This is a genomic window from Micromonospora sp. CA-259024 (genome assembly GCF_050936255.1).
In the GTDB taxonomy this organism is placed as follows: Bacteria; Actinomycetota; Actinomycetes; order Mycobacteriales; family Micromonosporaceae; genus Micromonospora.
The window spans coordinates 395,759-411,766 of sequence record NZ_JBNJND010000001.1 but is presented as its reverse complement, the minus strand read 5'-3'; the positions used below and the strand labels follow the sequence as shown (position 1 = coordinate 411,766).

At 73.4% G+C, this 16,008-nt stretch carries 17 protein-coding genes; 8 read left to right on the top strand and 9 right to left on the bottom strand.

All coding sequences use genetic code 11. The features are described 5' to 3' along the window. Positions 1 to 77 precede the first annotated feature (77 nt). Genes ACQEUX_RS01915 through ACQEUX_RS01905 form a run of 3 tightly spaced genes read right to left on the bottom strand, consistent with a single transcriptional unit; the run spans position 78 to position 3,938 of the window. Positions 78 to 1,694: a prenyltransferase gene (locus ACQEUX_RS01915; protein WP_433040141.1), complete on the bottom strand. Its 1,617-nt coding sequence runs from the start codon at positions 1,692 to 1,694 to the stop codon at positions 78 to 80. Further along, complete coding sequence (locus tag ACQEUX_RS01910) at positions 1,687 to 2,604, bottom strand: terpene synthase family protein (RefSeq protein ID WP_433040138.1); 918 nt, start codon at positions 2,602 to 2,604, stop codon at positions 1,687 to 1,689. The genes ACQEUX_RS01915 and ACQEUX_RS01910 overlap by 8 nt, the downstream gene beginning before the upstream one ends. Then, on the bottom strand, positions 2,601 to 3,938 hold the full coding sequence (locus tag ACQEUX_RS01905; protein ID WP_433049512.1) for a cytochrome P450: 1,338 nt from the start codon (positions 3,936 to 3,938) through the stop codon (positions 2,601 to 2,603). The genes ACQEUX_RS01910 and ACQEUX_RS01905 overlap by 4 nt, the downstream gene beginning before the upstream one ends. A gap of 441 nt (positions 3,939 to 4,379) precedes the next feature. Between ACQEUX_RS01905 and ACQEUX_RS01900 the strand changes: the two genes are divergently transcribed. Then, the gene (locus tag ACQEUX_RS01900; RefSeq protein WP_433040135.1) at positions 4,380 to 4,628 is read left to right on the top strand and encodes a DUF2630 family protein; all 249 of its coding nucleotides are present in this window, start codon (positions 4,380 to 4,382) and stop codon (positions 4,626 to 4,628) included. A 43-nt stretch (positions 4,629 to 4,671) separates the two neighbouring features. Here ACQEUX_RS01900 and ACQEUX_RS01895 read toward each other — a convergent pair whose 3' ends face one another. From ACQEUX_RS01895 to ACQEUX_RS01885, 3 genes are all read right to left on the bottom strand, one after another. Beyond that, entirely contained in the window at positions 4,672 to 5,604 is a 933-nt protein-coding gene (locus tag ACQEUX_RS01895; RefSeq protein WP_433040132.1) for a serine protein kinase RIO, read from the bottom strand. A gap of 198 nt (positions 5,605 to 5,802) precedes the next feature. Then, the gene (locus ACQEUX_RS01890; RefSeq protein WP_433040129.1) at positions 5,803 to 6,447 is read right to left on the bottom strand and encodes an HAD family hydrolase; all 645 of its coding nucleotides are present in this window, start codon (positions 6,445 to 6,447) and stop codon (positions 5,803 to 5,805) included. Positions 6,448 to 6,512: 65 nt separating this feature from the next. Next, positions 6,513 to 7,373, bottom strand: a complete 861-nt coding sequence (locus ACQEUX_RS01885) for a carbon-nitrogen hydrolase family protein (protein WP_433040126.1) — start codon at positions 7,371 to 7,373, stop codon at positions 6,513 to 6,515. A 77-nt stretch (positions 7,374 to 7,450) separates the two neighbouring features. Between ACQEUX_RS01885 and ACQEUX_RS01880 the strand changes: the two genes are divergently transcribed. The 6 genes from ACQEUX_RS01880 to mug all read left to right on the top strand — a co-directional run bounded on the left by ACQEUX_RS01880 (position 7,451) and on the right by mug (position 11,952). After that, positions 7,451 to 8,023, top strand: a complete 573-nt coding sequence (locus ACQEUX_RS01880; protein WP_184176807.1) for a TetR/AcrR family transcriptional regulator — start codon at positions 7,451 to 7,453, stop codon at positions 8,021 to 8,023. An 81-nt stretch (positions 8,024 to 8,104) separates the two neighbouring features. After that, on the top strand, positions 8,105 to 9,031 hold the full coding sequence (locus tag ACQEUX_RS01875; protein ID WP_433040122.1) for a TIGR04222 domain-containing membrane protein: 927 nt from the start codon (positions 8,105 to 8,107) through the stop codon (positions 9,029 to 9,031). Next, on the top strand, positions 9,028 to 9,846 hold the full coding sequence (locus tag ACQEUX_RS01870; RefSeq protein WP_433040119.1) for a DUF692 domain-containing protein: 819 nt from the start codon (positions 9,028 to 9,030) through the stop codon (positions 9,844 to 9,846). The genes ACQEUX_RS01875 and ACQEUX_RS01870 overlap by 4 nt, the downstream gene beginning before the upstream one ends. Further along, entirely contained in the window at positions 9,843 to 10,403 is a 561-nt protein-coding gene (locus ACQEUX_RS01865; RefSeq protein WP_433040116.1) for a hypothetical protein, read from the top strand. Before ACQEUX_RS01870 ends, ACQEUX_RS01865 begins: the two co-directional genes overlap by 4 nt. Next, the gene (locus tag ACQEUX_RS01860) at positions 10,388 to 11,149 is read left to right on the top strand and encodes an SDR family oxidoreductase (protein ID WP_433040113.1); all 762 of its coding nucleotides are present in this window, start codon (positions 10,388 to 10,390) and stop codon (positions 11,147 to 11,149) included. The genes ACQEUX_RS01865 and ACQEUX_RS01860 overlap by 16 nt, the downstream gene beginning before the upstream one ends. 29 nt (positions 11,150 to 11,178) lie before the next feature. Continuing rightward, complete coding sequence (gene mug, locus ACQEUX_RS01855) at positions 11,179 to 11,952, top strand: G/U mismatch-specific DNA glycosylase (protein WP_433040110.1); 774 nt, start codon at positions 11,179 to 11,181, stop codon at positions 11,950 to 11,952. An 80-nt stretch (positions 11,953 to 12,032) separates the two neighbouring features. On the opposite strand, the gene ACQEUX_RS01850 is transcribed toward mug, so the two are convergent. The 3 genes from ACQEUX_RS01850 to ACQEUX_RS01840 form a co-directional block, all read right to left on the bottom strand. Continuing rightward, the gene (locus ACQEUX_RS01850) at positions 12,033 to 14,009 is read right to left on the bottom strand and encodes an ABC transporter ATP-binding protein (RefSeq protein WP_433049509.1); all 1,977 of its coding nucleotides are present in this window, start codon (positions 14,007 to 14,009) and stop codon (positions 12,033 to 12,035) included. 114 nt (positions 14,010 to 14,123) lie between these two features. After that, on the bottom strand, positions 14,124 to 14,891 hold the full coding sequence (locus ACQEUX_RS01845; RefSeq protein ID WP_433040107.1) for an enoyl-CoA hydratase/isomerase family protein: 768 nt from the start codon (positions 14,889 to 14,891) through the stop codon (positions 14,124 to 14,126). A gap of 46 nt (positions 14,892 to 14,937) precedes the next feature. Then, the gene (locus tag ACQEUX_RS01840) at positions 14,938 to 15,165 is read right to left on the bottom strand and encodes a helix-turn-helix domain-containing protein (protein ID WP_007462679.1); all 228 of its coding nucleotides are present in this window, start codon (positions 15,163 to 15,165) and stop codon (positions 14,938 to 14,940) included. 216 nt (positions 15,166 to 15,381) lie between these two features. Here ACQEUX_RS01840 and ACQEUX_RS01835 point away from each other — a divergent pair, with 216 nt between their 5' ends. Then, positions 15,382 to 15,981, top strand: a complete 600-nt coding sequence (locus tag ACQEUX_RS01835) for a cadmium resistance transporter (protein WP_433040104.1) — start codon at positions 15,382 to 15,384, stop codon at positions 15,979 to 15,981. The last annotated feature ends 27 nt before the right edge of the window (positions 15,982 to 16,008 follow it).

The window sequence follows — 16,008 nt, the reverse complement described above, 5'->3', positions numbered from 1 at the left end:
GAGGGGGGCGACGTCCCACCGCAGCGGGGCATACGGGGCTGAGGCTCTGCGTACGCTAGCAGTGTCCACACAACCCCTCAAGTTGTTGTTTTTATTGCCCGGTAACCACAATCCACCACCGAATGGCTGACGTCGGAGGTGCGAATGGCAGCCAAACGGCAGGCGGCGAGCACTGCCGCGCGCACGATGACGGTCGGGCAGTACAGCTCCTTGCCGTACCACAGTGGAGGGTATTCCCGGCCGGCGTACGCATGCAGGTAGGCGTGCCCCCGGGCCACCGCGTCGTCGACCCGTGGCACCGTCGTCGGCACCGCCAGCAGCACCTGCAGGGCGTACGCGGTCTCCTCGGCGGTGCCGGCCCACCTCCCCCACGAGCCGTCCGGGCGTTGGCTGTCCAGCACCCAATGGGCCCCCCGGTCCACCGCCTCGGCCGCCGCCGCGCCTGTGCCGGACTCCGCCAGCGCCAGCACACAGCAGGCGGTGGCGTAGTACGGCGAGGCGTGCCAGCGGTCCTGCCAGGCGCCGTCCGCACGCTGGTGCGCGGGCAGCACCACGCTCAGCCGGTCGACCGCCCGGCGGTAGCGCGCGTCCGCGTCCGGGTGCCGGGTCAGGTGCTGACCGAAGGCGTCCAGCACGTGGGCGTTGGTGGTGACCGAGAACCCGTCCTCCCCCGGCCAAGTGCAGAAACCCTCAGTCGTCTCGTACGCCCACAGGCTGGACGGGTCGGCCGGGCGGCCGAGCCGGGCCAGCGCGTCGAGCGCCACCGAGGTCGTGTCGGCGTCGCTCGGCAGGCCGTCGCCGGTGGCGATGCCCTGGGCGCCGGTCGCGCCGGTCAGGCTCGCCAGGACGGCGCTCGGCGGGTTGATCGCCACGCCGGCGCGGTGCAGGCTGCTGAGCACCCAGGCCCGCTCGAAGACGGTGATCGGGGCCGGGCAGGGCACCGGGCCGCCACTGTCTCGGATCAGTGTCCGCAGGAAGGCGTGCGCGGCGGGGCCGGCATCCGGACCGGCCGTGGTCAGCCAGGCCGCGGTCGCGGCGGGCGACGCGCCGACGGCGGTGAGGGTGGGCCCGGCGTCGACGGGTGCCGCGTCCAGGATCTCGTAGAAGTGGGCCAGCTTCGGCGGTAGTTCCGCGCCGGCGGCCACCGCGGACCGCACCGCGTGCAGCCGGTCCGGGTTGAGCCCGACGGGCAGCGCCAACGGCGGGCGAGGCAGTCGGTCCCCGGTCACCCGGTCCAGCCCGGCGAGCCGGTCGTTGATCGAGTTCACCAGCGCCGGGACGATGAGGTCCAGCGCCGGGGTGTCCGGCAACGCCCGCGCGTCGGTGGCGAGCAGGGTGCCGGTGAGCGCGCCGAGCCCACGGGCCACCGGGGCGAGCAGGTCCGTCCCGGCCCGGCCGTCGACGAGCGCGGCGAGCAGCGCGTCGGTGGCGCTCAGGGTGGGCACCAGGGCGTACCCCTCGGGTGGCCCCCACGCCCCGTCCGGGCGTTGAGCGTCCAGCAGGAACCCGATCCGCTGGTGGTGCCCGGCCAGCCACGGAGCGCCGGCGACCAGCCGACCGGTCTCGTACACCGATGGGGCGACCCGCCCCCACGGCCGCAGGGCAAGGCCGGCGATCAGCTCGCGGGCGGCGTCGGTGGCCGGGCCGCCCCCGGTCGTCGCGGCGGCGAGCACCCGGGATGCGCCGTCACTCATCGCGCACCCCCCAGAAGTCCGACAGCTGGTAGAAGCCGCCGGTGAAGGAGATCTGCCGGTTCAGGTAGTCCGCCTGGCGGGGACACCGCTCGGCGAGGGCGGCCAGGTCCCCCCGGGACCGGGCGGTCAGCTCGGCCAGCCGGTCGTGCACCTGCGCCGGGTCGTCGACCAGCGAAAGGGCGTTCAGGTCACCCCACTCGGCGTCGCGCCCCTGCGTGGCGAGGTCGTTGACCAGCCGCAGCACCCGCTGCACGCCACGTCCGGCGTCCAGCAGGTCGGTCAACTGGGCGAGGGTCTTCTCGTCGCCGGTGGCGATCCAGTGGGTGACGTTGACGAAGGAGCTGCCAGAGTTGTCGGCGTTCTCCAGGTAGCGGTCGAGGTCCGGCAGGCGTTGCCCGGTGGTCGGGTCGGCCGGCAGGTTCTTCCAGTCCCACTCCCGAGCCGCGGCGGCGAGCATCCGGGCCAGCTCGTCGCGCCAGATCGGGCGAAGCCGGGCGAACGCCGGCACGGTCGTCAGCTCGTCGCGCAGGTCGGCCAGCAGCCGTGCCAGGTGTCGCCCCGGTGGGGGTGCCGCGCCGTCGGCCACCGCCAGGCAGTCGGTCACCACCTGCCGGACGTCGTCCACGGACCGGGCGAGGTAGTCGACCTGCCAGTCGGCCGCGAAGACCCAGAGCACGGTACGGGTGGTGATCCGCAGTTCGGCGGCGGTGTGCCAGGGTGCGATGAAGGCGACCACGGTGGCCACCGAGCTGAGCAGCGCCGGGTCGAACGGTGCGGCCTCGAACAGCTCCGGGTGGGCGGCGGTGACGTCCTGGAGGTCGCGTACGCCGCGCACGGCGAGCGCGCACACCCGGCCCTGCTCGGCGACCGCGTCCTGACCGGCCCGCGCCGGTCGCGGGGTCTCCGTCACGATGCGACCGGACGCTCGACCGGGGTGAGGATGAGCTCAGCCCGCTGCTTGGGTTGCAGCGAGGCGCCCACCCGAGGCGTGAGGTCGGCCGGTTCGCGCAGCCGGAAACGGTAGCGGCTCAGCACGGTACTGACGATGAGCTGCGCTTCCAGCAGGAACAGGTACTGCCCGAGGCACTGGTGCGGGCCTCCGCCGAACGGGAAGTAGGAGTAGCGGTAGGGCCGCCGGGGCAGCTCCGGCGCGAACCTCTCGGGGTCGAAGAGCGCCGGGTCGTTCCAGAACGTCGACATCCGCTGGGTGACGTACGGGCTGACCAGCACCGTGCCGCCGGCCTTGATCCGCACCCCGCCCAGCACGTCCTCGCCGACCGCGGTCCGTGGGATCATCCAGCCGGCCGGGTAGAGCCGCAGCATCTCGTCGAGCACCATCCGGCCGTAGCGCAGCCGGGGCAGGTGCTCACGGCCGACCCGTTCGGCGCCGACGACCTGCTCGATCTCGTCGGTCATCCGCTCGGCCACGTCGGGTCGGGAGGCCAGCACCGGCCAGAGCCAGGAGAGCAGGGCGATGGTGGTCTCGGTGGCGGTGGAGAACATCGCGACCACGTCGCCGCGGATCGCGTACTCGTCGGGTTCGCTGCCGTCGGCACGCGGCCGGCAGAGCGTGGAGATGATGTCGTCGCCGTCGGTGGGACGGGCCCGGGCCTCCCGGATGATCGGCAGCACCACCTCGTCGATGGTGCGCACCGCGTCGCGGAATCGCCGGTCGCCGGGCATCGGCACCGCGTACGGCACGAACGGCACCAGCAGTCGCGGAAGCATCGCGGTGGTGAGGGTGTCCAGCGCGGCGCTGATCCGCAGGGCATCGGGGACCGAGATGCGGTCGGCGAAGAGCACTCGCATGGTGGTGCGCAGGACGATCCGGGTCAGCTCGGCGCCGCCGTCGATCGGGCGACCGTCGCGGGCCGGTTCGAACCACTCGTCGACCGCCTCGTTGATCGCCTCGGCCATCTTGTCGACGAGCGTCTCGGCCCGCTTGGCGGTGAACAACGGTTGCAGCGCGCCTCGGCTGGACTCCCAGATCTCACCCTCGGCGACCAGGATGGCGTCGCCGACGATCCGACGGACCGGTCGCCAGAGCAACCCGTCGCCGTCGCGGGTGTAGTTGGCAACGTTGTCCCTCAGCACCCGTTGCAGGTGCTCAGGGTGGCTGACGAGATAGGGGCGGAACGTGCCGAGGTTCAGCCGGATGACCTCGCCGTCGGCGGCCTGCGCGAAGTCGACGAGCGCGCCCAGCGGATCGCGGACCAGTGCCGGCAGAGCGCGTCGTAACGGGATCGTCCGGGGCTCGGTGCTGACGGTGGCGGGGCGCGCCTCGGACACCTGCGACATCGAACCACGTCTCCTCGTCGTCCCGGCGACCGCAGCGGTCCACTTCGGTCGGGCAGGTTGATGAAACTTTCACCTTCTGGGCCGACGGAAGCATCTCACCAAACGTTGGGCACCTCCAGACTTGCGTACGGTGGAATTTCCACTCGTGGGGCGGGGCTCGGGTCGGCGACACCGCGCCGCCGTGGTCCTGAATGGAGGATCACCTGCGGACGTGCGCGTCAACGGCCCGACGGCATGGGCGGGACGCCCGGCGCCGTCGCCCCGGAGCGGCGGCGACATCGACACGGGCGAACGGCCTCGGAACGGCCCACCCGCGAGCGTGACCGGGGACGCACCGGTACCCCCGAATCCGGGCGACGCCGGGCGCCCTGTGCCAGGCTCTGTGGCATGGACGACAAGACCATCCTGAACCGGATCTCCGAACTGGTCGACGAGGAACACAAGCTGCGTGCGGAGGCCCAGGCCCACGAGTCGGGCACCGAGGGCGAGGCCAGCGAGCGACTGCGCAACCTGGAGGAGTCCCTCGACCAGTGCTGGGACCTGCTGCGCCGTCGGCGGGCCGCCCGGGAGACCCACGGCGACCCGGACGCACAGGGCGAACGCCCCAAGCCCGAGGTGGAGCGATACCTGCAGTAACCGGCGTGGCGGGTCGGGCGTGTGGCCGCCCGACCCGCTCCGATCAGCGGAGGCCCGCCTCGCGCAGCAGCTCTCCGGTCAGCGTGCCGGGATCGACCTGCTCGGCGGGCAGCCCCCGTGCCGCGAACCAGGCGCCGACCACCCGCACGTCGCGGGCCAGGAACTCCGGCCCCTGCGGATTCGCCACCACGTCGACCACCTGCGGCAGGTCGATCACGACCAACCGACCCTGGTGCACGAGCAGGTTGTACGGCGACAGGTCGCCGTGCGCGTAGCCGGCCCGGGCCAGCACCCGCAGCGCCTCCACCAACTGGGCCCACAGATCGCGCAACTCGGTCGGGCCGGGTCGTAGCTGAGCCAGCCGGGGCGCCGCCTGCCCCGACTCGGCGTCACCGACGAACTCCAGCATCAGCTCGGTACCCCGCAGCTGCACCGGGTACGGCACGGCGATCCGGTCGTGCCCGGCGCCGATCTCCCAGAGCCGGGACAGGGCGTCGAACTCTGCGGCGGCCCACTGCCCGGCGATCATCTGCCGCCCGAAAGCCGTCCGGCCGGCCATCGCCCGGTTCTCCCGGGACCGGCGCACCCGGCGACCCTCCAGGTAGCCGGCGTCCCGGTGGAACAGCCGGTGCTCGGGGTCGCGGTAGCGCTTGACCGCCAGCAGGCAGGACCGGTCGGTGTCGGGCACCGCCCGGCGGACCAGGTGGACGTCCGCCTCCTTGCCGGTCTTCAGCACACCCAGCTCGGTGTCCCTGGCGGCCAACTCGGTGACCAGCCAGGCCGGGTGCGGCTGGGGCCCGTGCACGGCGTCGTCCCAGGACGACCAGCGTGCGCCGGTGTCCGGATCAGGTTCGCTGTCCGGGTCCGCGGGCGGCTCGGTCGGCCGCCCGCGCTTCAGAAACTGTGGTTCGTCGTCGTCGAAGCGGCTCTTGCCGCGGCTCCGGCGCTCCAGCGCCGGAAGGTCGTGATCGCGCACTGTGGTGAGGTTCCCTTGGTCGAGGCTGAGAAAGGCAGCTGGAAGCGACCTGCGAAGACGGCCATGACCGACCCCCTCTCCTCGACCGGGCGCACGCCCGGATGCACGATGCGCCGACAATGCTCGCCGCCGCGCGGCAGCCGGTCAACCGATTTACCGAACCGCCGTCCGCCCCGCCTCGACCGGGAGGCGAAGCGCTCAGCGGGCGAGTACGGTCGCGACCGCGGCGATCAGCCCGTCCGCGGTGCGGCTCGGCGCGAACCGGACGTCCGACCAGGTGCGCCCCCGGTGCAGCCAGACGCTGGGCAGCCCGACCGCGGCGGCGCCGCCGATGTCCGCCTCCGGGCTGTCGCCGACCACCCAGGCGCCGCGGAGCGGCATCCGGACGCGCTGGGCGGCGAGCGCGAAGATCCGCGGATTGGGCTTGCTGACTCCGGCCTCTTCGGAGATCACCCAGTCGGCGACGTAGCGGTCCAGACCGGTCTTGCGGATCTTGGTGTCCTCGACGCGTACCGTGCCGTTGCAGACCACCACCGGCACCCAGCCGGCGTCGTCGGCGATCCGCAGCGCGCACGCGGTCAGCGGATCGAGCCGGGTCTCCGCCACCACCCCGTCGTGCAGCTCCTCCACCAGGTCGATCGAGGGGATGCGCAGCTCGTAGCGGTCCCGGATCGCGTCGGCGAGATCCCAGCGGTCGGTCAACCCGTCGGCGTCGAGCGAGATCAGCCAGTCGATGTCGGTGGGGGGCGCGCCGATGCCGTCCAGGAAGCGCTCACCCCAGCGGCGGAACGGCCCGGCCCGATCCAGCAGGGTGTTGTCCAGGTCCAGCAGGAGCAGTGGCACTCGGGCACCCTACGGGACCGACGTGTCCGCCAACAGATCCAGCGGGTATCGACCTGACGACGGGTTCAGCCGGACATCGACACCCGAGGCCCGCCCTGGTCCGGCAGGCGATCGGCGAGCATCGAATGGGCCGCCCGGGTGGCCGCGAGCACGGCCGGGTCCAACGTCGCCACCAGCACCGCCGAACCGTCGTCGCCCGCCCGGGCCAGCACCCGTCCCTGCGGGTCGTAGATCGCCGCGCCGCCGTTGAACCGCCACGGGTCGGCGCCGCCGACCGCGTTGGAGAAGACCACGAACATGGTGTTGTCCAGGGCCCGGGCGGCGTAGTACAGGTCCCGGCGGTGCTCGGAGCCGGCCAGGTAACCGCTCGGGCACAGGTAACCGTGCGCGTCGTCGAGGGCGGCGGCCCGGCCGTGTTCGGGGAAGCAACCGTCGTAACAGATGCCGAGCCCGAGCCGCCAGTCGTCGACGAGCAGCGTGGCACCCCGACCGCCGGCACTGAACAGCTCGCGTTCGTCGCCCCACAGCTGCTGCTTGTCGTACCCGACCCGGACCGCGCCGGCACGGTCGACCACCAGCGCGGCGATGGTCCGCCGGCCGTCCGGGTGCCGGGCCGCGGCGCCGACCAACGCGGTGACGCCGGCCTCGCGCGCCGCGGCGCGCAGCGGGTCGAGCCGGGGATCCGCGACCTCCCCGGCCGGGTCGGCCGCGACGTCGGTGCCGGCCGGGTCCGCGGCGAGGGTCGGCGGGTGGTACGCGCAGAGGAACAGCTCCGGCAGGACGGCCACCCGGGCGCCCAGCTCGCCGGCCTGGCGGACCAGGTCGGCGGCGGCGACCGCGTTACCGGCGACGTCACCCGGAGTCGGCGTGGCCTGAACGGTGGCCACGGACAGCGGGGCGGTGGGCACGGTGCGGGGCAGGGTCACCGGGCGATGGTAGTCGGCGACATACCAAGCCGTACGTACGGTTTGCATGCCCCGGGGTGACCTGCGACGATCGACGCGTGCCCAGAGTAAGCCAGGACCAGCTCGACGCGCGCCGGCAGGAGATCCTCGCCGCCGCGCGGGCGTGTTTCGCCCGGCTCGGCTACGAGGGGGCGACCGTGCGCCGCCTCGAGGAGGCCACCGGCCTGTCCCGCGGCGCCATCTTCCACCACTTCCGCGACAAGGACTCGCTCTTCCTGGCCGTCGCCGAGGACGACGCCGCGGCCATGGTCGAGACGGTGGCCCGCAACGGCCTGGTGCAGGTGATGCGCGACCTGCTCGCCCGCGCCGTCTCCCCGGACACCACCGGCTGGCTGGGCAGCCAACTGGAGGTCTCCCGCCGCCTGCGCACCGACCCGGCGTTCGCCCGGCGCTGGGCGGAGCGGTCCGCCGCGATCGCCGAGGCGACCCGCGACCGACTGGCCCGCCAACGCGACGCCGGGGTGCTGCGCGAGGACGTACCCATCGACGTGCTGGCCCAGTTCCTGGAGCTGGCCTACGACGGGCTGGTGCTGCACCTGGCCATGGGCCGACCCGCCGGTGACCTGGGCCCGGTGCTCGACCTGGTCGAGGAGGCGGTCCGCCGCCGCTGACCGCGCGGACACCGGTCTGCCAACCGTGGCGAGGCTGCTCCACAATGGGGCCGCCGATCCCTCCGGTGACAGGAGCAGTCGATGATCGTCCACGCCGCGTCCGGCGACACCTGGGGCATCTCCGGCCCGACCTTCCTCCGGTACTACATCGTGGCGGCCGCCGTGGTGGTGGCGATCGCGGTCTACCACCGGATCCGCCTCGCGGCCGGCGCGGGGACTGCCCCGACCGCCGACCCACTCGGGCCGCAACAGGTCGCGTACCTCAACGGTGGACCTCGACTCGCCGTGCACGCCGCGCTCGGCGGTCTGCGCGGCAGCGGCGCGATCGGCGTACGACCGGACCGCCGACTGACCACCGCCGGTGCCGCGCCGGCCGGGCTCACCCCACTGGAGCAGGCCATCCACTGGGCCGCTCACCAGCACTCGCGAGCCCAGGACCTGCCGCAGGACGAACGCGTACGCATCGCGCTGCACCAGATCCGCTACGGCCTGGAGCAGCGCGGGTTGCTCACGAACGACATGCAGCGCAGGCGTGCCCGCCTCTGGACCACGGTCCTGATCGCCCTGCTGGGTCTCGGTGTGCTCCGGCTGTTCTTTGGCGTGGCGAATGGTCGCCCGGTGGGCTACCTGCTGCTCACCCTGGCCGCGCTCCTGGGTGTCGCGCTGCTGCTGGGCCGGGCGCCCGTACGCACCCGAGCCGGTCGGGCCGCGCTGCGCGACGTCCGCCGCGAGCACACCCACCTCGCCCCGGCCTCCGCGCCGGCCTACGCGACCTACGGAGCGGCCGGCGCGGCGATGGGCGTGGCCCTCTACGGCACCGCCTCGCTCTGGGCGCTCGACCCGGGCTTCGCCGAGCAGGCCGAGATTCAGCGCCAGGCGATCGGCAACTCCGGCTGGACCGGGGGCTCCGACGGGTCCTCCGGCGGGGGCGGAGACAGCTCCGGCGGCGGCAGCTCGTGCGGCGGAGGCGGAGGTGGCGGCTGCGGCGGTGGGGGGTGCGGCGGATGACCGGGCCGTCCGGCGTCGGCATCGGCTGGCGTCCGGAGATCGCCGGCTTCGTGGCCGAGCTACCCGGGCTACGTTTCGTCGAGGTGGTGGCCGAGGCGGTGCCGGCATCGGGGCCGCTCCCGCCAGGCCTGGCGCGGCTGCGGGAGCGCGCGGTGACGGTCGTACCGCACGGGGTGCGGCTCTCCCTCGGCGGCGCCGAGCCGGTCGACCCGGCCCGGGTCGCCCACCTGGCGGCGGTGGCGCAACGCCTCGACGCACCGCTGGTCAGCGAACACATCGCCTTCGTCCGAGCCGGTGGCCTGGAGGCCGGGCACCTGCTGCCGCTGCCCCGCAGCCGGGAGGCCGTCGACGCGGTCTGCGCCAACGTGGCACGGGCACAGGCCGAGCTGCCGGTACCGATCGCGCTGGAACCGATCGCCGCGCTGGTCGACTGGCCCGACGACGAGTTGGACGAGGCGGACTTCCTCACCGAGATCCTCGACCGGACCGGGGCGCTGTTGCTGCTGGACGTGGCCAACGTGCACGCCAACGCCCGCAACCGGGGCGCCGACCCGCTCGCGCTGCTGGACCGTCTGCCGCTGGAGCGGGTCGCGTACGCCCACGTGGCCGGCGGCGCGGAGCACGGCGGCTTCTACCACGACACCCACACCGACCCGGTGCCCGCGGCGGTGCTGGAGCTGGTGGGCGCGCTCTGCGCCCGGCGGCGACCACCGGCGCTGCTGCTGGAACGGGACGGCCACTACCCACCGGCAGTCGAACTCCGTGCCGAGCTGGACGCCCTGGCCGCCGCCGCCGGCTTCCCGGCCGTGACATGAGCGAACCGCGAGACGGCACCGGCGAACGGCCATCCGGCGATCTCGCCGGGCTCGCCGAACGGCAGGCGGCGCTGGTCGCGACGCTGGTCGCCGGAGGGCCACCACCGCCGGGGTTCGCACCGGCCCAGCTGGCCGCCACCCGGGCGGCCCTGCTACGCAAACGTGCCGGTGAGGTGGCCCGGCACTGGCCGCTGCTCGCCGCCGGCCTCGGTGCCAGCTGGTCGACGACCTTCGCCGGCTGGGCCGCCCGGCGACCGACCGCGGGGTCACTGCGCGACGGCTGGGACCTGGCCCGTGCACTGCACGACCAGCGCGCGCTGCCCCCGCCAGCGGCCGAGGAGTTGGCCGTCCGGGAGGCGCGACTGCGCTACGACGGGCTTCGGGCGCCACGTCCGCGCCGGTTGCCGGCGGTGGGCCGCGCCGGTGGCGCCGCCGCGGTGCAGATCGCCGGGCGGGTACGCCTGCTGCGCGCCGCTCCGCGTCCACCGACGGCGTCCACCGCCGGTGGCGACGGCGTGCCGGATGCGGCAGGATCGGCCTTATGGATCTCGGACTGACCGACCGCGTGTACGTCCTCACCGGCGCCTCCCGCGGCCTGGGTTACGCGACCGCGCAGTGCCTGGTCGCCGACGGGGCGCGGGTCGTGCTCTCGGCCCGGGACCCGGACGCCGTGGCCGCCGCCGCACAGCAGCTGGGTGGCCCGGAGCGGGCCGTCGGGCTGACCGCCGACCTGGCCGACCCGGAGACCCCGGGACAGCTCGTCGCCGCGGCCCGGGAGCACTTCGGCCGGCTCGACGGCGCGCTGATCTCGGTCGGCGGGCCACCGCCGGGCAACGCCGCGGCGATCACCGACGAGCAGTGGCGGCTGTCCTTCGAGACCGTCTTCCTGGGCACCATCCGCGCGGTACGCACGATCGCCGGCGCGCTGCCCGATGGTGGCGCGATCGGGCTGGTGCTCTCCACCTCGGCCCGCGGCCCGGTGCCCGGCCTCGGCATCTCCAATGGTCTGCGGCCCGGTCTGGTCGGGGCCGCCAAGGACATCGCCGACGACTACGGCCCGCGCGGGGTGCGGGTGGTCGGCCTGCTGCCCGGCCGCATCCTGACCGACCGCAACCGGGAGCTCTTCGCCGCCACCGGCGACCCGGAGCGTGCCCGCGCCGAGGCGGAGGCCGGCATCCCGCTGCGCCGCATCGGAGACCCGGCCGAGTTCGGCCGGGTGGCCGCGTTCGTGCTCTCCCCCGCCGCGAGCTACCTGACCGGGCTCACCGTGCCGGTCGACGGTGGCGCGCTGCGCGGGCTGTGACGCGCGACGGGGCCCGACCTGCCCGTGCCATGACGCCGCGTGAGCCGGCCCAGCCCGACCACCCGGCCATTGATCGACTCAGCCCCAAGGAAACCGGGCGGTCGACGCGACCAGGACACCCCGACTTCCAGGGACCCGAGTCGATCAACGCGCGGCACATCGGACGGCCGGGACCCGGGAACCAGGCCGGTCACCTGACGGCGACGCCCGGGACGGCCCGGCCGACCCGGGCGGAGCTGGCGGCGGCCGCTGACCGGACCATCCCCGACGTCCTCGCGCCGGGGCTGGCGGTGCTCTTCGTCGGCATCAACCCCGGCCTCTGGTCGGCCGCGACGGGGTGGCACTTCGCCCGGCCGGGCAACCGGTTCTGGCCGGCCCTGCACCGGGGCGGGTTCACACCCCGGCTGCTGCACCCCAGCGAGCAGGACGAGCTGCCCGCACTCGGGCTCGGCATCACCAACATGGCGGCCCGGGCCAGCGCTCGCGCCGACGAGCTGAGCGCCCAGGAACTCCTCGACGGTGCCGCGATCCTGACCGAGAAGGTGGCCCGGTACCGGCCGCACTGGGTGGCGGTGGTGGGGGTGACCGCGTACCGGATCGGTTTTCAGCGGCCGAAAGCCACCTTCGGGCGGCAACCGGAGTCGCTGGCCGGGGCGAGGCTGTGGGTGCTGCCCAACCCGAGCGGCCTGAACGCCCACTTCACCCCGGTCACGCTGGGCTTGGCGTTCGCAGAGCTACGGGTGGCGGCCACCCGGCCGGTGATCGACTCGGCTTCAAGGAAGTCGGGCTGTCGAGGCGTCTAGGACACCCCGACTTCCAGGAACCCGAGTCGATCGCGGCACGCCGGAGTGACCAGGACGGACCGACCCGGGCCGCCCGACGGTCAGTTGGCGGCGGCGGGCGGCAGCACCTCGTCGGCGCGGTAGGTGCCGAGCGGCATGACCACCGGTTCGGGGCCGGTCGCGTCGACGAACGGGGTGGGCGAGTCGGCGACCGCGAACTGGGTCCGGTACAGCTCGGCGTACAGCCCGCCGACGGCGACCAACTCGTCGTGCCGCCCCCGCTCGACGATCCGTCCGCCATCGAGGACCAGGATCTGGTCGGCGTCGCGGACGGTGGAGAGCCGGTGCGCGATCACCAGGGCGGTCCGCCCGGCCAGCGCCACCGACAACGCGCGCTGCACCGCCGCCTCGCTCTCCGAGTCCAGGTGTGCGGTCGCCTCGTCGAGGATGACGATCGACGGGGCCTTGAGCAGCAGCCGGGCGATGGCGATGCGCTGCTTCTCACCGCCGGAGAACCGGTAGCCGCGCTCGCCGACGGTGGTGTCCAACCCGTCGGGCAGGGACCGGACGAGGTCTGCGACCTGGGCACCCGCCAGCGCGGCCCAGATCTCGTCGTCGGTGGCATCCGGCTTGGCGTAGCGGAGATTCTCGGCGATCGTCTCGTGGAACAGGTGCGAATCCTGGGTGACCACACCGATCTCGTCGCGCAGGGAGGCGAGCGTCGCGTCGCGCACGTCCACCCCACCGACCAGCACCTGCCCGTCGGTGACGTCGTAGATCCGGGAGATGAGCATCGACAGTGTCGACTTGCCGGCGCCGGACGGGCCGACGAGCGCGACCATCTGCCCGGGCTCGACGCTGAACGAGACCCCCTTGAGCACCGGCTCGTTGACGGTCCGGTCGAGGGTGGCGACCTCCTCCAGGGAGGCGAGGGAGATCTCGGCGGCGCTCGGGTAGCGGAACCGCACATCGCGGAAGTCGACCCGGCCGGCGCTGCGGGGCACCGGCACCGCGTCCGGCTTCTCCACGATGCCCGGCTTCAGGTCGAGCACCTCGAAGACCCGGTCGAAGGAGACCAGCGCGCTCATCACGTCCACCCGGACGTTGGAGAGCGCCGTGAGCGGGCCGTACAGGCGGGTGAGCAGCAGCGCGAGCGTCACCACGGTGCCCGCGCTGACGCCGCCGGTCACCGCGAGCCAGCCACCGAGGCCGTAGGTGAGCGCCTGCGCCAGTGAGGCGACCAGCAGCATCGCCACGAAGAACGTCCGCGAGTACATCGCGGACTGGATGCCGATGTCGCGGACCCGCTCGGCCCGGCCGGCGAACCGACGGGCCTCGATCTCGGGCTGGCCGAAGAGCTTCACCAGCAGCGCGCCGGCCACCCCGAACCGCTCGGTCATCGTCGCGTTCATCTTGGCGTCGAGGTTGTACGCCTCGCGGGTGATGTCGGCCAGCCGTCGACCGACCCGGCGGGCCGGAATGATGAAGATCGGCAACAGCACCAGGGAGAGCGCGGTGATCTGCCAGGAGAGGGTGAACATCACCGCCGCGGTGAGCACCAGCTGGATGACGTTGCTGACCACACCGGACAGCGTGGAGGTGAAAGCCCGCTGGGCACCGAGCACGTCGTTGTTGAGCCTGCTGACCAGGGCACCGGTCTGGGTACGGGTGAAGAACTGCAACGGCATCCGCTGCACGTGGTCGTAGACCCGGGTGCGCAGGTTGAGGATGATGCCCTCGCCGATCCGGGCGGAATACCAGCGCTGGGCCAGCGACAGCAGTGCGTCGGCGACCGCCAGCGCGGCGATGAACAGGGCCAGCCGCACCACCAGTCGGCCGGCCTCGGCGCCGCCCCTGTTGATCGCGTTGATCACGTCACCCGCGAGCACCGGGGTGGCCACGCCGATGATGGCGGCCAGCACCACGGTGGCCAGGAAGACGGCGATGTCGCGCCGGTAGGGCTGGGCGAAGGCCACGATGCGCCGGGCCACCCCGCGCTTCAGGCGGTGGCTGGAGACCTCGTCGCTGTTGCGCATCGACCGGAGCATGCTCCAACCGGCCATGCCACCGCCGGACATCGGGTTGGACACCGCTCACCTCCGGGTCGTCGGGCAGACCGCACCGTCAGGTCAATTCTCCCGACGACTGTGACAACCTCTGTCGTAACCCGGATCTTCCCGCGCGGTCCTTACCTATTCTCCCCGGCCAGCCAGGTCACGCAGCCGGCGGGTCTGCGCCTCCCGCTCGGCGCGCTGCTGGTCGGCGTGCGACCGCCCGGCCGCACCGGCGAGCAACGCCTTGATCTCCACCACCGCGTCGCGGGCCCCGGAGAGCAGGCCGGCGGTCAGGTCCTGGACCGCGCCGTCCAGCTCGGCCGGTGGCACGACAAGGGTGGCCAGCCCGATCCGGTCCGCCTCGGCGGCGTCCAACCGGCGGCCGGTCGCGCAGATCTCCAGCGCCCGCGCATAGCCGACCAACTCGACGAGGCGTTTCGTGCCGGCCAGGTCGGGCACCAGGCCGAGGGTCACCTCAGCCATCGACAGCTTCGCGTCCGCGGACAGCACTCGCAGGTCACAGGCGAGCGCCAGCTGGAAGCCAGCACCGATCGCGTGGCCCTGCACAGCCGCGACGGAAATGACGTCCGGGCGATGCAGCCAGGTGAAGCCGGCCTGGAACCCCGCGATGCGCTCCGCGCACTCCTGCTCGGGCAGCGTGGCCAGCTCGGCGAAGGAGCCCGGGCCGGAAGCGCCAGCCACCGCGAGGTCGAGGCCGGCGGAGAACGCACGCCCCTCGCCCCGCACCACCACCACCCGCACGTCACCGGGCAGGTCGCGGGAGAAGTCGCTCATCGCCCGCCACATCGCGGGCGTCTGAGCATTGAGCACGTCGGGCCGGCACAACGTCACCGTGGCAACCGGCCCGTCGCAGGTCAGCCGGACCCCGGTCGCCTCGGCGGTCACCGGGCGGCCCGGGGCGCGGCGCTGGTGGACGACGCTGAGGGGCGGGTCACGCCTTCTTGCGGCGCCGGGCACCACCGCGCTGACGCAGCTGCACCCCGGACTCGGTGAGCACTCGGTGGATGAACCCGTAGGAACGGCCGGTCGAGGCCGCCAACGCGCGGATGCTCTCCCCCGAGGTGTACCGCTTTACCAGGTCCTTGGCGAGCGTCTGACGCTCGGCTCCGACGATCCGGCGACCCTTCTCAGTGCTGGTGGCTGTGCCAGTGGCTGCCATGCTGTGTCCTCACGTCCCAGACTGTGCGGTTCGGATACGGTCCCACCTATTAGACCGCCTCGAACGATCATGCGCCAGATATCAACTCTTCGCCAACCGACACGCTATGCAATGTCAGCTTCCCGATAGAGTGATCCTCCCGACGGGCCCCACCACACCGGCCCGCCGTACCGCCGCCGCGCGGCAGCACCCGTCGACCACCCGTACCCTGCGGTCATGATCGACCTGTTGGGCACGGCGGCCGGGGCAGCCGCGGTCTTCGCTGCCACCGACATCGACGACATCGTCATCCTGACCCTGTTCTTCGTCACCGCCCGCCGCACCGGCCGACCACGGCCCTGGCAGATCGTGGCCGGGCAGTACCTCGGCATCGGGACGCTGGCGCTGGCCAGCGCGGTGATCGCCGCCGGCCTGCTGGTGGTGCCCGACCCGTGGACCGGGCTGCTCGGACTGCTGCCGATCGTGCTCGGCGTCCGCGCTCTCGTGCGACGGGACGACGACGAGACGCCCGCCGTGGTGGCCTCCACGCTCGGGGTGGCCGGGGTGACGATCGCGAACGGCGCCGACAACGTGGCCGTGTACGTACCCGTCTTCCGCGCCCTCGGCCCCACCGACAGCGCGGCCTTCCTGCTGGTCTTCGTGCTGCTCATAGCGCTGTGGTGCGCCGCCGGAGCCTGGCTGGGCGGGCACCCCCGGGTGGTCCGGCTGGTCGAGCGCGCGGGCCACTGGCTGGTGCCGGCGATATTCGTCGCGATCGGGGTGGTGATCCTGGTCAGCTCCGGCGTGCTCGGCCGACTGGTCGACCTGCTCGGCTGAGAGCCGGGCCGGACGGCCCGAGCCGGA